The organism is Risungbinella massiliensis (genome assembly GCF_000942395.1).
Lineage (GTDB): Bacteria > Bacillota > Bacilli > Thermoactinomycetales > Thermoactinomycetaceae > Risungbinella > Risungbinella massiliensis.
Genome location: NZ_LN812102.1, coordinates 1,013,459 through 1,031,500 on the forward strand (window position 1 = coordinate 1,013,459; position 18,042 = coordinate 1,031,500).

The 18,042-nt window shown below is 41.3% G+C and carries 20 protein-coding genes; 4 read left to right on the forward strand and 16 right to left on the reverse strand.

Features of this window, described 5'->3' with window-relative positions:
• Positions 1–43: 43 nt before the first annotated feature.
• Entirely contained in the window at positions 44–691 is a 648-nt protein-coding gene (locus VJ09_RS05440) for a hypothetical protein (RefSeq protein ID WP_044640591.1), read from the reverse strand.
• Between the two features lie 124 nt (positions 692–815).
• Here VJ09_RS05440 and VJ09_RS05445 point away from each other — a divergent pair, with 124 nt between their 5' ends.
• Complete coding sequence (locus VJ09_RS05445) at positions 816–1,820, forward strand: glycosyltransferase family protein (RefSeq protein WP_044640592.1); 1,005 nt, start codon at positions 816–818, stop codon at positions 1,818–1,820.
• 73 nt (positions 1,821–1,893) lie between these two features.
• Here VJ09_RS05445 and hemL read toward each other — a convergent pair whose 3' ends face one another.
• Positions 1,894–3,186, reverse strand: a complete 1,293-nt coding sequence (hemL, locus tag VJ09_RS05450; RefSeq protein ID WP_044640593.1) for a glutamate-1-semialdehyde 2,1-aminomutase — start codon at positions 3,184–3,186, stop codon at positions 1,894–1,896.
• A gap of 174 nt (positions 3,187–3,360) precedes the next feature.
• Positions 3,361–3,561, reverse strand: a complete 201-nt coding sequence (locus VJ09_RS05455) for a hypothetical protein (protein WP_044640594.1) — start codon at positions 3,559–3,561, stop codon at positions 3,361–3,363.
• A gap of 362 nt (positions 3,562–3,923) precedes the next feature.
• Between VJ09_RS05455 and VJ09_RS05460 the strand changes: the two genes are divergently transcribed.
• Together VJ09_RS05460 and VJ09_RS05465 are read left to right on the forward strand one after the other, a co-directional pair.
• Positions 3,924–4,847, forward strand: coding sequence for an ABC transporter permease subunit (locus VJ09_RS05460; protein ID WP_044640595.1), 924 nt, complete (start codon positions 3,924–3,926; stop codon positions 4,845–4,847).
• Positions 4,848–4,859: 12 nt separating this feature from the next.
• Positions 4,860–5,801, forward strand: coding sequence for an ABC transporter ATP-binding protein (locus VJ09_RS05465; RefSeq protein WP_044640596.1), 942 nt, complete (start codon positions 4,860–4,862; stop codon positions 5,799–5,801).
• Between the two features lie 46 nt (positions 5,802–5,847).
• Here the strand turns inward: VJ09_RS05465 and VJ09_RS05470 are convergent, their stop codons facing one another.
• The 13 genes from VJ09_RS05470 to hemA form a co-directional block, all read right to left on the reverse strand.
• Entirely contained in the window at positions 5,848–7,113 is a 1,266-nt protein-coding gene (locus VJ09_RS05470) for an MFS transporter (protein WP_044640597.1), read from the reverse strand.
• A 30-nt stretch (positions 7,114–7,143) separates the two neighbouring features.
• Positions 7,144–7,926 (reverse strand): carbon-nitrogen family hydrolase, encoded by a 783-nt coding sequence (locus VJ09_RS05475; RefSeq protein WP_044640598.1) that lies wholly within the window; start codon positions 7,924–7,926, stop codon positions 7,144–7,146.
• A 13-nt stretch (positions 7,927–7,939) separates the two neighbouring features.
• A complete protein-coding gene (locus tag VJ09_RS05480; RefSeq protein WP_044640599.1) occupies positions 7,940–8,617 on the reverse strand; it encodes a DUF2848 family protein in 678 nt (225 codons plus the stop codon).
• A 6-nt stretch (positions 8,618–8,623) separates the two neighbouring features.
• Complete coding sequence (locus VJ09_RS05485) at positions 8,624–9,280, reverse strand: GntR family transcriptional regulator (protein ID WP_044640600.1); 657 nt, start codon at positions 9,278–9,280, stop codon at positions 8,624–8,626.
• 281 nt (positions 9,281–9,561) lie between these two features.
• Complete coding sequence (locus VJ09_RS05490) at positions 9,562–10,386, reverse strand: MBL fold metallo-hydrolase (protein WP_044640601.1); 825 nt, start codon at positions 10,384–10,386, stop codon at positions 9,562–9,564.
• Between the two features lie 37 nt (positions 10,387–10,423).
• Positions 10,424–10,711, reverse strand: a complete 288-nt coding sequence (locus VJ09_RS05495; RefSeq protein ID WP_044640602.1) for a hypothetical protein — start codon at positions 10,709–10,711, stop codon at positions 10,424–10,426.
• 2 nt (positions 10,712–10,713) lie between these two features.
• Positions 10,714–11,715, reverse strand: a complete 1,002-nt coding sequence (locus VJ09_RS05500; protein ID WP_044640603.1) for an NAD-dependent epimerase/dehydratase family protein — start codon at positions 11,713–11,715, stop codon at positions 10,714–10,716.
• Between the two features lie 162 nt (positions 11,716–11,877).
• A complete protein-coding gene (locus tag VJ09_RS05505; protein ID WP_044640604.1) occupies positions 11,878–12,066 on the reverse strand; it encodes a hypothetical protein in 189 nt (62 codons plus the stop codon).
• 206 nt (positions 12,067–12,272) lie between these two features.
• On the reverse strand, positions 12,273–13,256 hold the full coding sequence (hemB, locus tag VJ09_RS05510) for a porphobilinogen synthase (protein ID WP_407689972.1): 984 nt from the start codon (positions 13,254–13,256) through the stop codon (positions 12,273–12,275).
• On the reverse strand, positions 13,213–14,067 hold the full coding sequence (locus VJ09_RS05515; protein ID WP_052807230.1) for a uroporphyrinogen-III synthase: 855 nt from the start codon (positions 14,065–14,067) through the stop codon (positions 13,213–13,215). The genes hemB and VJ09_RS05515 overlap by 44 nt, the downstream gene beginning before the upstream one ends.
• 10 nt (positions 14,068–14,077) lie before the next feature.
• A complete protein-coding gene (hemC, locus tag VJ09_RS05520; RefSeq protein WP_044640606.1) occupies positions 14,078–14,989 on the reverse strand; it encodes a hydroxymethylbilane synthase in 912 nt (303 codons plus the stop codon).
• A gap of 21 nt (positions 14,990–15,010) precedes the next feature.
• Positions 15,011–15,817, reverse strand: coding sequence for a cytochrome c biogenesis protein CcsA (gene ccsA / locus VJ09_RS05525; protein WP_052807231.1), 807 nt, complete (start codon positions 15,815–15,817; stop codon positions 15,011–15,013).
• A 22-nt stretch (positions 15,818–15,839) separates the two neighbouring features.
• On the reverse strand, positions 15,840–17,183 hold the full coding sequence (gene hemA / locus VJ09_RS05530; protein WP_044640607.1) for a glutamyl-tRNA reductase: 1,344 nt from the start codon (positions 17,181–17,183) through the stop codon (positions 15,840–15,842).
• A gap of 374 nt (positions 17,184–17,557) precedes the next feature.
• Between hemA and VJ09_RS05535 the strand changes: the two genes are divergently transcribed.
• Positions 17,558–18,031 carry a hypothetical protein gene (locus VJ09_RS05535; RefSeq protein ID WP_044640608.1) on the forward strand — a complete coding sequence of 158 codons (474 nt, stop codon included), beginning with the start codon at positions 17,558–17,560 and terminating at the stop codon, positions 18,029–18,031.
• The last annotated feature ends 11 nt before the right edge of the window (positions 18,032–18,042 follow it).

An 18,042-nucleotide genomic window follows, 5' to 3' on the forward strand; every position in this document is an offset into this window, starting at 1 on the left:
GATTTGATATCCTCTATCACGCTGTAGGATTTGAACAGATTCATTATATATAATAATCGGTGAAATGGGAATTATTTAAATCTATCTTTTCTAAAGAGATTGATGCAGAAGACGCAGATCTTTTATCATTGCAAATAATGTTTGAGCAAACAATGGCCGGTTTAGGAAGAATCACGGAATGATTGGGTTGAGACAGAAATGGTTGAATGAAACTCCATTCAGTTGATCGTTTCATCCAAACAGGGTCTTTTCGTGAGTTTGATAGCCTATCTCCTAATTTGACCTTCTGCCATTTCCAGTTTTGTTTTAGGCAGGAATGCAATTTATGAAACACATAACGCTCAAATGGAATAAACCCCCACTGATTCACTGGAACTTCTTTTACTGCCTTTGTTCTCCAAAGAAACGGGAACTGATTATTCTCTTCATGATCTATCATCACACCAGCAAAGTCATTCGGTAAGTCGATAATCCATTGTTCCAACATATCGAAAAAAGTAGCTTTTATCTGATCTCCTGCTCGGAAAGCGAGAAAAAAAGGCTCATCGTATTGATCAAGATACGTAACGATATGAGTTGCAATATCGGTAGATAACGGGACAATTCGGAAATGGTTTGCGAAGGGATGTAAACAATGGAGAGTCTTTTTTAGTGCAAGCGGGTTGTCATTTTCTTGAATAAAGATAAGCACTAAAAACTCCTCCCCGTTCTCAACTATGATCACGATATGATTGCTGTGACCAATATGTGCTTCTAAAAAGAGAATCCACAGGGTAAGGATGAAATAGTAACGTAACGATTATGGAGGGATTCAAATGATTATAATTTATCCTCCAACGATTGATTGGGATTGGATGAAACAAAGACCCCAGCAATTATTATCTCAACTATCTAAAAGGGGAAATATTATATATTATTGCAACAAAACACAACAAAATAAACGAACAGAGCAAGTCCAGCCAAATTTATATATTGTACATAATCATACTAATTGGTTATACAATGAGTTACCTAAATTACGAAAGTCAGGTCAAACTATTGGAATTTGGTGTTCCTACCCAAAACTTGCATCCACTATTCCATCCTATCAGGCTGATTGGGTTATATATGATTGTATTGATGAATTCTCTGATTGGATGCCCTATGAAAAGGAAATGGCTACACTCTCTGATGGGATTGTATGCAGTTCGGAACGCTTGTATAGACGTATAAAAAACATGTTTCCAACGAAAAAATTAGCTTTAATCCGCAATGCCTATGATCCTGAAATGAAACTGCATGAAAGAAAGAAACTTCCCCTACCTGTTGATTGGGAGGAAGAAGAGCAGACAAAATGGGTGGGATATATTGGAGCATGGGCGCCATGGGTCGATGAGACACTAATCAAAAAAATCTCTACTATGGACACGAAAATAAAAGTAGCAGTAATCGGACCAGAATTTGGTAGAAAGTTTCAACATTCACACTTGCCCAATGTTCGGTATCTAGAATTCAAACCACATCTCCTTCTTCCTCACTATCTAAAAAGATTTTCTATATGTATGATTCCCTTTCGAATTACTTCTGTTACCCTAGCAACCAACCCGGTCAAAGCCTATGAATACCTTGCTTCTGGAATTCCTACGATCTCTACTGATTTGCCAGAGAGTCGCCTCATGCAACCACATATAGATATAGCTACTACCCATGAGCAATTTTTAGCGCATATAAAAAAGCGACTGATTAATCCAGGCGATGCTCCATCACGTATCCAATATGCATTAGAAAATACATGGGAACATCGAAGTATGGAAGTAGAACAATTTATTACCCATCTATAAACTACTAATTCATACAAAAAGAGACCATACTAGTTGGATGATCATTCCCAATCTAATAGGTCTCTCTTCTTTATTATGAGGTTAATTTTTTCAATACCGTACGATGAATCTCTAGCGTTTTTGCCAAATCCTCTTTACTATGAGCTGTCGAAATAAACATTCCCTCGTATTGTGACGGTGCGATCATCACACCGTTCTCTGTTAACAAGCGGAAGTACTTAGCAAACAACTTGGTATCTGCTTTTTTTGCTTGATCGTAATTGATCACTCGTTCTTCTGTGAAGAACATACAAACCATCGAGCCAACCCGATTGAGATGGTATGGAAGCCCTACTTCTTCTGCATTGGCACGCAAGCCTTTTTCTAGATATGCCCCTTTTTGGTCTAGTTCTTCATAACGTTCTGGAGTCATTTCTCGCAAGGTGGTGATCCCCGCAACCATGGCAAGTGGATTTCCTGAAAGAGTACCCGCTTGGTAAACAGGTCCCGATGGAGCGATCATCTGCATGATCTCTTTTTTACCACCATAGGCACCGACAGGGAGACCTCCTCCAATCACCTTTCCCATCGTAGTCAGGTCTGGAGTTACCCCGTAAAGACCTTGCGCAGAGTGGTAGCCTACCCGAAATCCGGTCATCACCTCATCAAAAATGAGCACAATACCATACTGCTCTGTTATCTCACGCAACCCTTCGAGATATCCTGGTTCTGGAGGGACCACTCCCATATTACCTGCGACTGGCTCTACGATTACAGCCGCAATATCTTCGCCAAAATTCTCACAGGCCATGCGGAAGCTATCTAAATCGTTGTACGGTACCGTAAGTGTGTGCTGAGCTGTATTTTCCAATACACCTGGACTGTCTGGAAGCCCTAGTGTTGCCACTCCAGATCCAGCTTTGATCAGGAGACTGTCTGAGTGACCATGGTAACTACCTTCAAACTTTACAATTTTATTCCGTTTGGTATAGGCACGGGCAAGACGCAATGCACTCATTGTTGCTTCTGTTCCAGAATTCACCATTCGGACAATCTCAACGGAAGGGACACGCTCGATTACTAGCTTTGCCATCTCTGTTTCTAACTCGGTAGGCGCACCAAAACTAGTCCCTTTGGCTGCTGTCTCTTGAATAGCACTAATTACCTTTGGATGAGCATGCCCTAAAATAAGAGGCCCCCATGAGCCGATATAATCTATGTATTCGTTCCCATCTACATCATAGACACGAGAACCTTCTCCATGCTCCAAATAGATCGGATTCATCTCCACCGAACGAAACGCTCGAACAGGAGAGTTTACCCCACCTGGTATGTATTGTACTGCTTCTGCAAAATATTCTTTGGATAACTTGTAACTGCGAGTCATTTGATAATCCTCCTGTTATGTACGAGGTAGCTATGCCTATATTGTAGCGTAATGAGATAAGGAGAGAAAGCCAAGAGGAGTTCGATAGCATAATAGTGTGGTAGAAATCAATTTCCCCTATAAAAGGCACGAGTAGGTCTCTATGCAAATGAAATTCTCTCCCTAATGTATCTATTAACCACCGGTAAAGATGTTTAAGATAGCTCGGAAAAATGCCAGAATGTAGGCAATAATATCTACCGCAAACTCAAATACTGCGATGATCAAATCAAGTAATTGGTCTAAAATACCAAAAAAATCATCTATAATGCCAGGTATTAGTAATGGGATCATTAGTATGAAAAGTGGGAGAGAAATAAACTCTCGTAGTTTCATAAATTTAAAACTCCTTTTTAAATTGATTTATACTCTTATGATACCGAATGTTTATGCTTTTCGAAACAAAAAGCCGCATTGTTGGGTGACTTTTTCTTTCTTCTCCTTGACAGTCCTCTTATACCATCTGATTGGGACAATAGACTATATAACCATTCTGGTCTTTCACTCCAAACATTCTCCATTTTACTTCCTGTTCCTTTTCGCCAGTTATCAGATTTTCTCTGCTATTATTCTGTTGTTTCACTCCTGTTAAGGTAACCTTGATATATTCTCTATGACCCTCTTTTGACGCAACACTTCATCACAAATAGAAAGAGCGGAAAACTACACTCTACATACAGACATTCAGGAGGAGAAATATGATAGGACTTATTCAAAATGAAAATATGAAAATCTATCGGCGTATTAGCACTTGGATCATGATTATTTTTCTGCTGATTCCTATTGTCTATTTTGCAATCGACAATAAACAAGCTAGTGAATACCGAGATGATTGGAAGCAAATCTTGGCTGATCAAAATCAAAAATGGGAACAAGCAGAAACGAGTCTCCCTTCCCATATGAAAGGCATGCATCAAGAAAGTATCGCAAAAAACCAATATCGAATTGATCATGACCTAAAACCATCTGCTTCCAATCGCTTTCTATCGGGAACAGATCAAGTTTATTTTCTCATCTCGATCTTTACGGTTATTATTTCCGCAGGTATTGTCGCCAGTGAATTTAGTTGGGGAACGATTAAGCTCCTAGCAATACGACCATATCAGCGTTGGAAGATCTTGCTGGCTAAATATATCGTCACGATCTCCTTTTCCTTACTTTGTCTTTTAGTTGTCACACTAGGTGCGGTGCTGATTGGCGGCTTGCTATTGGGCTTTGATGGAATCTTGCAAAACGTTCTTATTTACAAGGATGGCGTCGTTCACGAACAAAACGTATGGATGAACCTACTTCAAAAGTTTGGCTTTGCCTTTGTCCAACTGCTTATGATCGTCACTCTTTGCTTTGCCATCTCTACTATTTTCCGCAATCAAGCTATGGCAGTTGGTATCGGTCTTGCGATGTATTTTATAGGTGGCACCATCTCTTATATCCTCGCTACCAAATTTAGTTGGGCAAAGTATCTTCTTATGAACAATATTGATCTGGAACCATATTTTAACGGAGTTCAAACGTTACCAGGACTCACACTAGAGATTTCCATCGCAGTATTAGCAGTTCACTATGTATTTTTCATCGCCCTAACTTGGTTCGTCTTTACTAAACGAGATATCACAGCTTAGGAGGAGTAAAACATGACAAAACCAATCTTGATAACCAAAGGTCTCACCAAACGTATCGGCTCCAAAACACTAGTAAAAGATCTAAATCTTGAAATATATCCAGGAGAAGTATATGGATTTTTGGGCCCAAATGGCGCTGGGAAAACGACCACCATTCGGATGATCATGGGTCTAATGTCGATCAGTGAAGGAGAAGCGTGGATCGCTGGAAAAAACATTGCTCAAAACTTTGAGCAGGCGATTCAATCAGTAGGAGGCATTGTAGAAAATCCAGAAATGTATAAATTCCTTTCTGGTTACCGAAATCTTCTTCACTATGCGAGAATCTCCCGTTCATTCCGTAACAAAGAAGAACAAGAAGAACGAATTGCCGAAGTAACCAAGCTCGTCGGTCTGGAAGGGCGAATCCATGAAAAAGTCAAACGTTATTCGCTCGGTATGAGACAGCGCTTAGGTATCGCCCAAGCACTGCTCCATCGCCCAAAACTACTCATCTTAGATGAACCGACAAACGGACTCGATCCAAGCGGAATCCGAGAACTACGTGATCATCTCAAACGATTAGCTCATGAGCAAAACTTAGCAGTCTTGGTATCTAGTCACCTCCTTAGTGAAATGGAATTAATGTGTGATCGAATCGCGATCATCCAGAATGGACAACTAGTTGACGTAAAAGAGATTCAAGAATTCGTGCAAGAAGGAGAGAATCGTGTCCTGTTCCGAGTAAAAGAGATAGAATCTGTAATGAGCATCCTGCAAAATGAAGCACCTGATCTACCAATAAAAGTCACAAAAAACGGAGTTTTACTAGACTTAGAAGAAAAGCAGATCCCAGTTGTAAACGAAGCGCTCGTTCGAGCTGGCATCGCAGTCTATGGAATTCAACCAGAGACAAAGAGTTTGGAAGACCAGTTCTTAGAGATCACCGAAGGAAAGAAAGTAGTAAATTATTAAAAAAAACGCACTTCCTCTACTTAATCACGAGGGAGTGCGTATTTTTCTATTTAATCTCGTTCACAAGAGACTTATCAGGTTTCACCATAAACCACATTCCCACTGCTAGCAAGATCGGAACAATGGAGACAAGAAGTGTTTCTTCCCAACCGATATTTTGTGCTAACCATCCACAGATGATCGGGGATAGGAAAGCAGCAATGTTCCCCCAAAGATTCATCCATCCAGAAACGGAGCCTGCGTACTCTTCCCCTAAATCATTGGAAGTCGCCCATGAAATCACGACAGGGAAACCGAGTGATCCCAAGGCAATCGTAAGCCATAGTACGTTCATCCATGGATCCGTACTATAAGCAGCGAAATACATCGCTACCGAAAACATGATCAGCCCTACAATAGCTAAGACTCCTCTAGCTACAAACTTACTTTTTCCTTGTTTCACAAGTCGATCCGAGATCGCTCCACCTGTCATGACCGTAAAGAAGATCGCAAGCCATGGAAGGCTAGCTGCAAATCCCATCTTCTCCATTGAAAAGTTATTTACTTCTTGAAGATAGGTAGGTAGCCAAACTAAGAAAAAGGTAACGATATATAAGACAACAAAATATTGAAGGCCCAACGCCCAGAAACGACCATTTTTCAATAGTTTTCGCCAAGGTGCAGCTTCTTTTTTCTCTTGTTGGACAGAGCGATTTTTTACAATGTAATCCAATTCTTCTTTGTTCACCCAAGGATGGTCTTCGGGTTTATCTCTACCGATTAAGTACCAGACAATAGCAAGGAGAAATCCGATCACGGCAAATACATAGAAAACGCCTTCCCAACCGATCCAGTTATAGATAGCGATCGTAATGACCGGTGCGATAACAGGACCAAAGTAAGATCCTGCTAAGAGTGCACTAGCAGCGCGTCCCTTCTCCCCTTTGGTGAACCAATAGGTGTTAAATACTGCATTCCCGGGATACATAGGACCTTCCCCTACTCCAAACAACCCACGTATGGCATAAAGTAAACCATGAGATTTTACAGTAGCTGTCAAAGCGGTAAACAGAGACCAGAACACGAGGGCATATGTAACAATTTTACGTGCCCCTAGTTTTTCAGCCAGCATACCTGAAGGAATCTGGGCTAACGCATAACCTAAAGAAAAGAACGAGGCAAGCCAACCAAACTGCACTTTGTCCATATTGAGATCTTCCATAATAGGTTGAGCAATCACGGCAATGTTGGAACGATCCATGTAAGCTACCAATCCGATTAGGAAGAAAACAAACGCCAACCACCATCGAACATTTGATTTCTTTTTCTCCAATAGACTCCTCTCCTTTATCTATATATTTTTCTATATTCGATACAAATGTGAGACACGATCGCGGAACACTGGGATCGCGTTGCGAACTTCATCTACTTTTGTTAGATCAATATCAGCCAACAAGATTTCTGGCTCCGTTCCTCCTTCGGCGACCACGTTCCCCCAAGGATCGAACACCATACTCTTTCCATTGAAAACATCTTGATCGTTACGTCCAGAAACATTGGTTCCTACTACATACATCTGATTTTCAATTGCTCTAGCTTTTAAGAGGGACAGCCAATGCTCCTCCCTTTGAATCGGCCACTGTGCTGGAACAAATAAGATCTTTGCCCCTTCGATGGCATAGGTTCGAATTAATTCAGGGAAACGAACATCATAACAGATAATGACAGAAGCTAAATGATCTCCCAGTGGGAAAGTTTGATATGTTTCCCCCCCTGTTAAATACTTATCTTCGTTCATCAACCCAATTAGATGAAGTTTCCGATAATCATTGATACAATTTCCTTTGGGATCAAAGGAAAAGGAAGCATTGTATACTTTTTCATCCTCTTGAAGGGTATATGAGCCACCAATTAACCAAATTTGATGTTGTTTTGCCTGTTTCGAGAGCCACTTCCATGTCTCTCCTTCCATTGGTTCCACATGTTTCTCTAGATTGGAAAAATCATACCCACTCTTCCACATCTCCGGTAATACAACTACTTCGGCCCCTTTGGACACTGCGATAGCAATCGCTTTTTCTGCTTCTTGGACGTTTTGTTCTGACTTCCCTTGCAATACATTCAGCTGACAAATGGCGATTCGCAAAAAGTTCCCCTCCTTATTTCGAAATATCCTCTACTTGATAATTCAACTTAATCTCTCTATCTAGCACAGGATCATGAAGTGTAAGACGATAGTTAGGAGCAAAGCGGAAATGACCATCTTTAACAGGTACTGTTCCAGAAAAGACTACTGTAGACCCATTTGGATGAAGGGCTTCTTTCTTCTCTAGAAAGCCAAAAATTTCATCTAAAGATAAAATCGATGCAACGGTACCAGATTGGTATATTTCCCACTGACCACCTTGCGCTTGGATTTCGCAAGTTAAGACGAGCTGATCCCAGTGTTCAGTACAATCTGCCACTCTCCAAAGTTGTTTGGCAATTGGCTTAGGCGTAGCTTGTTTTGCATAAGGAATGCTGTATGCTTCTAATTCTCGGTCTGTATGATCCGATCCTAAGGTGACATACCACTCGTCTTGGTGATGGATTAACACAAACTCCACTTCTCCTGAGGTCTTGTTTCCTAGTACTTGTACCTCCTCCTCCTGTGTAACCAATAAATCACTTACTGGATATACCATCGGCACTTCTGGTGGAGGAGCGATTCCTTCTTTCGCAAGTTCTTCAATATGTGCTTTCACCAATTCTTGATTACGACCTGCATAACCAATGCAAATGGCACCTTTTACATCAATGATAACGCTTTCATCCTCTAGTAAAAAAGAGAGATTCATATCTCCTCATCCCTTTCTCTCAAATAATTGAATAAACGTCTCTTTGGTTCGCAACAAATGTTCATATAAAGCAGTTTCCCCAGTACCTTTTCGTAAACAATCGATGATTAATTGGTGTTCTTCTAACACTTCTTCTGCCCGTCTTTCTTTGGCAAGCACCTTCATTCCAATCCGACGCATGTTATCGGAAAGTTGATCATAAAGAGCACGAATCCGTCGGTTATTCCCTAACTCTGCTAAAAGAGTATGGAAATCGCGGTCGAATTTGATAAACTCCTGTTCATTTTGAAATCGATGTGCGGTCTGCATCTGCCCATGAAGATATTCCAGCTTTTGAATCTGCTCCGTTGTAATTGAATCTTGATTTTGTTTTAACAAATGAACTTCTACAAGAATCCTCAATTCAAAAATCTCTTCAATATCTTGTACAGTCAGCGGACTTACAAAGGTTCCTTTGTATGGAATGGTCTGTACCCAACCATCTGCTTCCAAAGCTTGAATCGCTTCACGAAAAGGAGTACGGCTGATCCCATAACGTTCTTTCGCCATTTTTTCCTGGATCGCTTCCTTCTCCCTCAGGTGATTTAAAATAATTGCTTCTTTCAAGATCTCATAAGCTTGCTTCCTTAATGGATTATGCGTCAAAAAAGAATGACTTTGCACAGACTATCTCTCGCTTTCCATCGATTTCGTAAAACAGGATCGGTACTAGATCAAAATCTATTATCATCGATAAACTATCAATGGCAATAGATATAAAATATATAATATATTCTATATCTGATAGAATCTTATGTCTATATAAAAAATCGATTTAGATAAAAAATGACCAACCTCCCTCCTATTTAAAGATTCGGAAAAACAAAAAAAACGGACACTACGCATTAGGATGTGTCCGTTTTTTCTTCTTTCAATGTATCATCTAAGTATCGTTATAACATTTTTTATGTTGTGAATAATCTTCCTTCAAGTGCAGCTATATATCGTTCTGCTGATCTCTGTACAGATTGAGCAGCATTCTGTTTGACGACCCGATGAAAGGCATTGTACAAACGATTAAAGGCAAGTGGCTTAACCTGTTCTGCTATCCCTCGCACCTTACTAGCTGGCAAAGGAATCAGATTGGGATAGCTATACATAAAACTAACCCATTGTCGATCTGCTACTACTGTAATTATATCTCCTGTTAGCATAACACCTTTTCCTTCATCACCATTTGCCCAGTGCAGGACACTACCGCCAGCAAAATGCCCTCCTAATCGATGAATGGTAACTCCTTGTGCTAGCTCTAACTGATCACCAGACCAGAAACGAATATGCTCACTAGGGCGTGTCACCCACCGCTGATCATCCTCATGTATATAGATTGGTACATCAAACGCTTCTGCCCATTCTACCTGAGTAGCATAATAGTGTGGATGGGAAAGAGCGATTGCATCGATCCCGCCAAGTTCATTTATTTTCTCTATAGTGGTTTCATCAAGATATGAGATACAGTCCCACAACAGCCCAAATCCCTCTGTCTGAACGAGGTAGGCAGTTTGACCGATTGCAAACTCTGGTTTTGTCACAATGCTATACAGCCCTTTTTCTTCTGGGAGAATTTCATTTTGGTAAAACCCAGACTCCAGCATCTCCATTAGAGTAGTCCAAGATTGACCATTGTGGTTCACATATTGGCGCTCTTCGTCACAGATCATACAGCGTTCTGGTTCGGTCTCTGTCGGAGAGTATTGTATTCCACATGTGCCGCATACATAGTAAGTCATCAAATGATCCTCCTTGTTTGATAAACAAAGAATATCGCTACTTGCTATACCATTTATGCTGGCAATTTATACATTCATAAGCGATTCGATTTCTCATAATAAACCAGAACACGACTGGTAAAATGAATATACTAATAGCACCAGCACGTATCCTTTCATCAGTAGAATTTAAAGCATGTTCCCATTGAAAGAGAATTGCGAAAACATCTAATGCCAGCGATAAAACAATTAAAGTGATCCCACAAATTACTCCAAATTTAATAACCTCTTTCGGTTTTACTTTTCCTTCCGTAAAATTATCTGACTTGCATTGGGGACACAGCATAATTACTGATTTTCACTCCTGTTCCATTCCTTTAAAATCCCTTGTTCCTTCCTACGGTCCAGTCCCGCTTTTCGCTCCTGCTCTTGCCTGGTCTGGCACCACTCATTTATGTCTTGCACTGTCTCACTCAGTGGGTGCAGTGTAAGTCCAGACTTCATTGCTTTATCTGGTAGAAACCTTTGCCGACCACCTGGAATCCAAAGAGGAAATTCCACCCACATCCCAACATTGTATTCTAGGAGAAAGGAATCTTCCACATAAGTGAAGGTAGCATTCGATTGTAAGGCAACTTTGGTTTCCTCTACAAATTGTCTCATCGACATCTTTTCCGCAGGTCCGATTCCATTGAAAATCCCTATTTGTCGTTGTTCTATCATTTGAATCGTGTAGTTAGCTAGATCTCGGACATCAATAAACTGCACACTATCTAGCTCTTTTGGTACTAAGACTTCCCCACCCTCGGCAATTCTCTCTACCCAGTAGGTAAAGCGGTCGGAATGATCATAGGGACCTACTACCAAACCAGGACGAATAATGAGATGATTGGCTGGAAAATACTCTAAGGTTGCTTTCTCACATAAGGCTTTTAGCTCCCCATAATACTCCTTCCAATTATCTTGCTTTCGAATCTCGAGAACTCGCTCTTCTTCTAACGTAGCAAGCGGGCTATCTTCCGTTACTTGATTCTCATAAAAGCCATTTTGATAAACCGAAACGGTGGATATATAAGTATAGTGTGGAACATGAGACAGAACAGCTAGTGATTTCCGTACCACGTCTGGAGTGAATCCACATACATCCAAGACTGCATCCCATTTGTGATCCTTTAACTTTGCTAAATCCTGCTCATTCTCACGATCTCCTAGTATTCTCTCCACGTTTGGAAAGAGGGACTGATTCGTCTTGCCTCGATGAAAAAGTGTTACTTCCCAACCTTTGGAAAGTGCCGCCTCGACCATATAACGACCTACAAACTGCGTACCACCTAACACCAAGAGCTTCATAAGAGATCCCCCGTATTCATAAAAGTATAATTCTTCTTTATTGTATCATGTAGAGATTACAAATAGATCATTCACAAAAAACTAATAAAACCTTGTCAAAGCAGTACTTTTCAATGCAAGAAAAAACCTCCCAATCATTCGAGTATTGGGAGGTAATCATTTTTATACTTCTTCTGTTGCACGAGTACCTACTCTACGTTCTAAGCGATCTACTCTACGCTCTAGTCTGTCAATTTGCCTAGCTTGTTGACGTACGATCCGTTCTAATTCGTTTACTCTTCTTTCTAACCCACGATCAAAATCAGGGCGACGCTGGTGGATGTAATATGGATCATCTTCGTAGTAATACATTTGAATCAAGCCTCCTAATTGATTTGTCCCGGTATTTTATGTCGTGATTCATTTGTAGGTGACATAGTTAGGCTTAGGCTATGAACCAAGAAACAACATCGATAAAAAAAGGGCTTCATCCAATTAGAACAATGTCAGCTAGCCATTCTAACTCCTTTAACCGGAATCAACAAAAAAACTCCTCCATCTAAAGGAGGAGTTTGATCTTAGTAGCGCTCTTCTTGTAACCACTTTGCAATATCTTTGGCATGATAAGTCAAGACTAGATCAGCACCAGCACGCTTGAAGCTGGTCATCATCTCTAATACAATCTTCCTCTCATCTACCCAGCCATTTTGTGCAGCTGCTTTGACCATCGAATACTCGCCACTTACGTTGTAGGCTACGATTGGTAGATCAAATGCCTCACGAACCTTAGAGACTATATCTAGGTAAGAGATACCAGGTTTGACCATCAACATATCGGCACCTTCTAGTACATCCGATGTCGCCTCTCGCATCCCTTCCCGAGAATTGGCAGGGTCCATTTGGTAGCTTTGGCGATCTCCAAACCCTGGTGTAGAATGAGCTGCATCACGGAATGGACCATAGAAGCTAGAGGAATATTTGATCGCATAAGAGAGGATCGGAACGTGAGCAAAACCAGACTCGTCTAGTCCTTGACGAATTGCTGCAACAAATCCATCCATCATATTGGATGGGGCGATCACGTCTGCACCAGCTCGTGCTTGAGAGATTGCTGTTGCTACCAATCGATCTAAAGATGGGTCATTTAGCACTTCTCCATGTTCGACAATACCGCAATGTCCGTGTGAGGTGTATTGACAAAGACAGGTATCTGCCATCACATTAAGCTTAGGAGCTTGTTTTTTGATTTGACGAATTGCTCGTTGTACAATTCCTTCCTCATGTGATGCTTGTGTCCCGACCTCATCTTTTTCATTTGGTACACCAAAGACCATAATAGATGGGATACCAAGTGAAACTACTTCATCTACTTCTTTTTCTAATAGATCTAACGAAAAATGATAGACCCCTGGCATAGAAGGAATCTCATGATGAACGTTATCCCCTTCTACCACGAAAAGTGGATAGATCAAATCAGATGTATGTACGTGATTTTCTCGTACCATGCGGCGGATCGTTTCATTTTGGCGTAGTCGACGATGACGTGTAAAGTCGTTTCTCATCTCTCTCATTCTCCTTCGTTCGTAAACGTATGACAGCCTCTATCATTCCCTGTAATGTGTAGGGGTCTGCTATCTCTGTGACAGGTAACCCAAGCTCTCTTGCTGTATTGGCAGTAATCGGTCCAATGCAGACAATCCGTACCTGTTTTAAAATGAACTGATAGTTAGCATCCAATTCTATGAGCAATCGATGAAAAGATCGGACTGTAGAAGAACTGGTAAACGAGATAACTTGGATTTCACCTTGTTGCAAAGCTTCCCAAATCTCCTGGCGATTCTCCCCATCTAAAACCGTCTCATATGTATCAATAAGTTCTACCTGACAACCTAATTCTCGTAACGATTCTGGAATGACATTTCGCGCTAGATTGGCTCTTGGATAAAGAATGCGATCATTCGGTTGTACCAAAGGACGTAACATCTCTACCAATCCTTCAGCATGAAAATTTGGTGAGACATAGTCTACTGCGACACCATAGGACTCAATGGCCTTTGCTGTCTTGGGCCCGATCGCCACCACTTTTAATTTCTCCAAATCCGCTAGCGCAATTTGCTTTTCCTGCATACGATCAAAAAAAGCTGCAACTCCATTTACACTAGTTAAAATCAACCATTGAAAGGAAGATAGCATAGAGAGTGCCTGATCCAGAACCACACGGTTCGTAGGAGGATCAAAGCGAATTACTGGAAACTCTCTCACCTTCGCACCCATCTCTTGAAACAACTGAGACAGCTCACTCGCTTGGCTTTTTGCTCTGGTGACGAGTACCGTCCATCCCTGAAGAACCCCAGTCGGAGTCAATCGTTTCATTTCGAACACCTCATACTTGGGACAAGAGATGTTTGGCACCACGATCAATCAAATGTTGTGCCATCGTCTTTCCGAGTTCACTTGCATCTTCTCCAATTAAAGTGTCAGAGATCATTTTTTCTCCAGAAGGATCTCCTACAAGAGCAGTTAGAGAGACTTGTCCATCCTCCAAAATTTGAGCATAGGCGGCAATCGGTAAATGACAACCACCCTCGATAGTATGAAGGAAAGCTCTCTCTGCTTCCACAGCTAGATATGTTTTTTCACAGTGTATCTGTTGTAACAAGGAAAGTAATTCTGGCTCGTTCTCCCGAATTTGGACTGCTAAGGCTCCTTGTCCCACTGCTGGTAGCATTGTCGCTGGCGCCAAATACTCCACTATTTGATCTTGCATGCTAAGACGTTTCAAGCCTGCCGCAGCCAAGATAATCGCATCAAATGAGCCATCTTTCATCTTTTGAATTCGTGTATCGACATTGCCACGAATAGACTCGACTCGCAAATCAGGACGCACTGCTAAAATTTGTGCCTGACGACGAAGACTACTTGTTCCCACAATTGCTCCTGATGGCAATTCCTCTAAGGTTACTCCATCCTTAGATAATAGGACATCTCGTACATCTTCTCGTACTGGTACTGCGCCGAGGATCGTTCCTTCTGTCATTACACTCGGTAAATCTTTGAGGCTATGAATCGCCATATCGATCTCTTTCGTCAACAGAGCCTGTTCAATCTCCTTGACAAAAAGACCTTTGCCGCCCACTTTGGAAAGGGTAACATCTAAAATCCGATCGCCTTTGGTAACAATCTTTTCTAATTCAAATTCTACTTCAGAATCAGCTTCTCTCAAACGATCTATGACCCAGTTGGTTTGGGTAAGAGCAAGTTGACTTTTACGGGATCCTACTACCCAGGTTTTCATCTAAGGTTCTCCCTTCGTTGTCTACGACCAATTATGAAAAGACCAATCTGTCTTTGAGACTATGAAATTGATCAGCAGTAAGAGTAAAGCAACGGAATTGAGCCGAGCTAGTTTCTTACCTGGACACGGAGATCCGAGCCAAGTATACAGAAGATAGCCATAAAACACCAATACGAGACAAGAAGTCCACATCTTCACATCAGACCAGATCTGAAAATGTGGTAATGTTTCCATCGCCCAAAATACACCTAAAGGCAAAGAAATAAGAAGTAACAAAAAGCCGACTGCGATAAGCCAGTAAGAAAACCATTGTAGGTGTCCTAAACTAGGAAGTCGCATCAGCCATCGGTTCCATTTTTTCTTTTTTAACTGCGAATTGCAGAACAAATAAAAAGCGGAAGCCAATCCTGAAACGATAAACGTGGCATATGCCATAAAGGCGAGGGCAATATGCAGCATAATCAGCTTAGAAAAAAGCTGTTGATGCTCTAGGTCCGAAACAGGTTGCGCAAAAAAAATATAATAGAACAGGACGCCAAACCCAATTGCTCCTAAGCTAAACGAAAGCAAATCGCGTCGAAAAAATCGCTTTGCTACTAGGGCAATGGTGATCAGCGTCCAATCAAATATCAGACTTGGCTGAATTGTACCTGATCCCATTGGAAGGGAAATGAATTGGATTGTTATCCCAATCCAGACCACTCCTAAGAACACAGAAGAAAGTTTTCGTGTTCGAGGATTGGGCTGTATGAGGTCCGCGAACGAGAACAGCAAACTCACCACATACAAATAGAGGAGAAAATCCAATCCCCACTGATCTCGAAACATAGAATCTCCTCCCTGTTACTCCTTAGGACAACGAGAACTTCTGGACTAGTCCAACAGCAGAAGTTGCAACCGAATCTTTTTCTTTTGACTTTGCTAGTTTAGAATCCTCTTCTACAGCAAACAGATAAGCTGCCATTTGGAGAGCTTCTTCACGTTTAGGATGATCTCCTAACTCTTTGACTCGAGTAATAGGATCACGTAGCATTTGATTAATGATACTCTTGGTCATCTTCCGAACCACACGCAATTCTTGCTCTGTAAGTTCTGGAAGCTTCCGTTCGATTCGGTCCATTGCCTCTTCTTGAACCAAAACTGCTTTTTCCCGCATTGCACGGATAATCGGTACTACCCCTAACATGCTCACCCAATCAGCAAACTCTACAAGTTCTAGTTCGATCCATTTTTCGATGCGTGTTGCTTCTTGTTGGCGTAATGTCATATTGGCTTGGACAATCTCTTGAAGATCATCGATATTGTAGAGATAAACTTGGTCGAATTCATGAACCGCAGGCTCGATATCCCTCGGTACCGCAATATCGATCAAAAACAGTGGCATAAATCGCTTGCGAGCAATCTCCTTCATCATATCTACCGTAATGACATATTCGGTTGCTCCTGTCGAGCTGACCACTATATCTGCTTGGGTAAGAGCAGTTGGTAGTTGACTAAGCTCCATCGCTTCGCCACCTACTTTTTGTGCCAATTCCTCCGCTCGAGCTAAGGTTCGGTTGAGAACTAATACCCGTGTTGCACCGTTTGCTTGGAAGTGTTTCGCAGTTAGTTCGCTCATTTTACCTGCACCTAACAGCGCTACTGTCTTCCCTTCAAAGGACGCAAATAGTTTTTTCCCAAGCTCTACCGCAGCATAACTAACTGAGACAGCATTTTGTCCAATCTCGGTCTCTCGATGAGCACGCTTACCAAATCGAAGAGCTCTTGTCATTAACTCATGAAGGATTGTTCCAGTCGATTTTGCTTCTAGAGCATGTTGGAACGCATCTTTTACTTGCCCCAAAATCTGTGTCTCGCCTAAAACGAGTGAATCAAGACCACTTACTACACGAAGTAAGTGCTCTACTGCTGCTTGCTCTTTTTTTACATATAAGTATGATTCAAATTCTTTTCGATTGAGCTGGAACCAGTTTTCTAGGAATGCTTTAGAGTAATATTCTCCTGTATGCAATTGGTCTACGACCACGTATAGTTCCATCCGGTTACAGGTGCTAACAATGACAGCCTCCAGGATACTCTTCATCTCACTAAGATGTTTTAGAGCAAGAGTGAGACGGTCTGTTGAGAACGAGAGACGCTCCCGCAGTTCCACTGGCGCTGTCTGATGACTGAGACCCACCGTCAAGATGTGCATCAGAATCCCTCCGTATTTTGTGAGATTCTAGTGAATTCAACTTGTTCATTATATCACAGACCTTTGAAAACCCATAAAACAGAATGTGACTGAAATGAGACGAGGAAAAAACAGGGAATTGTTTTTGGAGAAGGTTTTAGTCGGTCAAATATGGAAATGTGTCATTTAAACGAAGAAAGAGTAGCATCTTGTCTTAAAAAGGGTATAGAAAAAGAATAGATTTTATTAGACCACTGCAGATGATAATCTTGATTTAGGGAGCGCCTAAGTCAAAAGCAACGTAGCGAGTCTCATGAAAGAATCCCAGAGCGATTCTTCTGAATAGTCTCATTTTCCTCTTTCCACAATAAAATAAATACTTCAAGGAGTTCAATATGCAAACGAAAGCAATTGGTTTTGCTCTCGTGATCGCGGGAGCTTTGTTACTGGTAGTACAAGCAAGAATTGCCGAGGTGAAATCCCTTATATCCTGGCCTTTTCTCCTCTTTTTGTTAGGAGTAGTACTCGTTTTTGTTTCCTTTTTGCAAAAACAAAGCCAACTGACCCTAATTGGCGGCATCTTCGCATCAATCGGATTATTTATCTGGGGAATCAATTATGTAAAGAATTGGGATAGTCACTGGAGTGTATTAGTGGGGATGATTGGGCTTGTCCTATTGCTTCAATTTATGTTAAACCATAATAACATGACCTTGGCAGTCGGATTACTCTTACTCTGTATCGGTTTTTTTGCTTGGCCTGGGATTCGACAGATCGAATTTTTAGCTCCTGTTGCCAACATCCTCAATTCATATTGGCCTGTGTGTGTGGTGGGTATTGGAATCGTATTTTTATTTAAGAAAAACTAGGAGGAGATTGA

What these genes read in the sequence shown, in the direction of transcription:
- VJ09_RS05455 (WP_044640594.1), bottom strand. Translation starts at nt 3,561, where the DNA reads ATGAAACTACGAGAGTTTATTTCTCTCCCACTTTTCATACTAATGATC.
- hemC (WP_044640606.1), bottom strand. Translation starts at nt 14,989, where the DNA reads ATGAAAACCTGGGTAGTAGGATCCCGTAAAAGTCAACTTGCTCTTACC.
- VJ09_RS05490 (WP_044640601.1), bottom strand. Translation starts at nt 10,386, where the DNA reads ATGACTTACTATGTATGCGGCACATGTGGAATACAATACTCTCCGACA.
- hemB (WP_407689972.1), bottom strand. Translation starts at nt 13,256, where the DNA reads ATGAGAAACGACTTTACACGTCATCGTCGACTACGCCAAAATGAAACG.
- VJ09_RS05515 (WP_052807230.1), bottom strand. Translation starts at nt 14,067, where the DNA reads ATGAAACGATTGACTCCGACTGGGGTTCTTCAGGGATGGACGGTACTC.
- VJ09_RS05465 (WP_044640596.1), top strand. Translation starts at nt 4,860, where the DNA reads ATGACAAAACCAATCTTGATAACCAAAGGTCTCACCAAACGTATCGGC.
- hemL (WP_044640593.1), bottom strand. Translation starts at nt 3,186, where the DNA reads ATGACTCGCAGTTACAAGTTATCCAAAGAATATTTTGCAGAAGCAGTA.
- VJ09_RS05460 (WP_044640595.1), top strand. Translation starts at nt 3,924, where the DNA reads ATGATAGGACTTATTCAAAATGAAAATATGAAAATCTATCGGCGTATT.
- VJ09_RS05500 (WP_044640603.1), bottom strand. Translation starts at nt 11,715, where the DNA reads ATGAAGCTCTTGGTGTTAGGTGGTACGCAGTTTGTAGGTCGTTATATG.
- VJ09_RS05480 (WP_044640599.1), bottom strand. Translation starts at nt 8,617, where the DNA reads ATGAATCTCTCTTTTTTACTAGAGGATGAAAGCGTTATCATTGATGTA.
- hemA (WP_044640607.1), bottom strand. Translation starts at nt 17,183, where the DNA reads ATGCACATCTTGACGGTGGGTCTCAGTCATCAGACAGCGCCAGTGGAA.
- VJ09_RS05505 (WP_044640604.1), bottom strand. Translation starts at nt 12,066, where the DNA reads ATGTATTACTACGAAGATGATCCATATTACATCCACCAGCGTCGCCCT.
- VJ09_RS05445 (WP_044640592.1), top strand. Translation starts at nt 816, where the DNA reads ATGATTATAATTTATCCTCCAACGATTGATTGGGATTGGATGAAACAA.
- VJ09_RS05495 (WP_044640602.1), bottom strand. Translation starts at nt 10,711, where the DNA reads ATGCTGTGTCCCCAATGCAAGTCAGATAATTTTACGGAAGGAAAAGTA.
- VJ09_RS05535 (WP_044640608.1), top strand. Translation starts at nt 17,558, where the DNA reads ATGCAAACGAAAGCAATTGGTTTTGCTCTCGTGATCGCGGGAGCTTTG.
- ccsA (WP_052807231.1), bottom strand. Translation starts at nt 15,817, where the DNA reads ATGTTTCGAGATCAGTGGGGATTGGATTTTCTCCTCTATTTGTATGTG.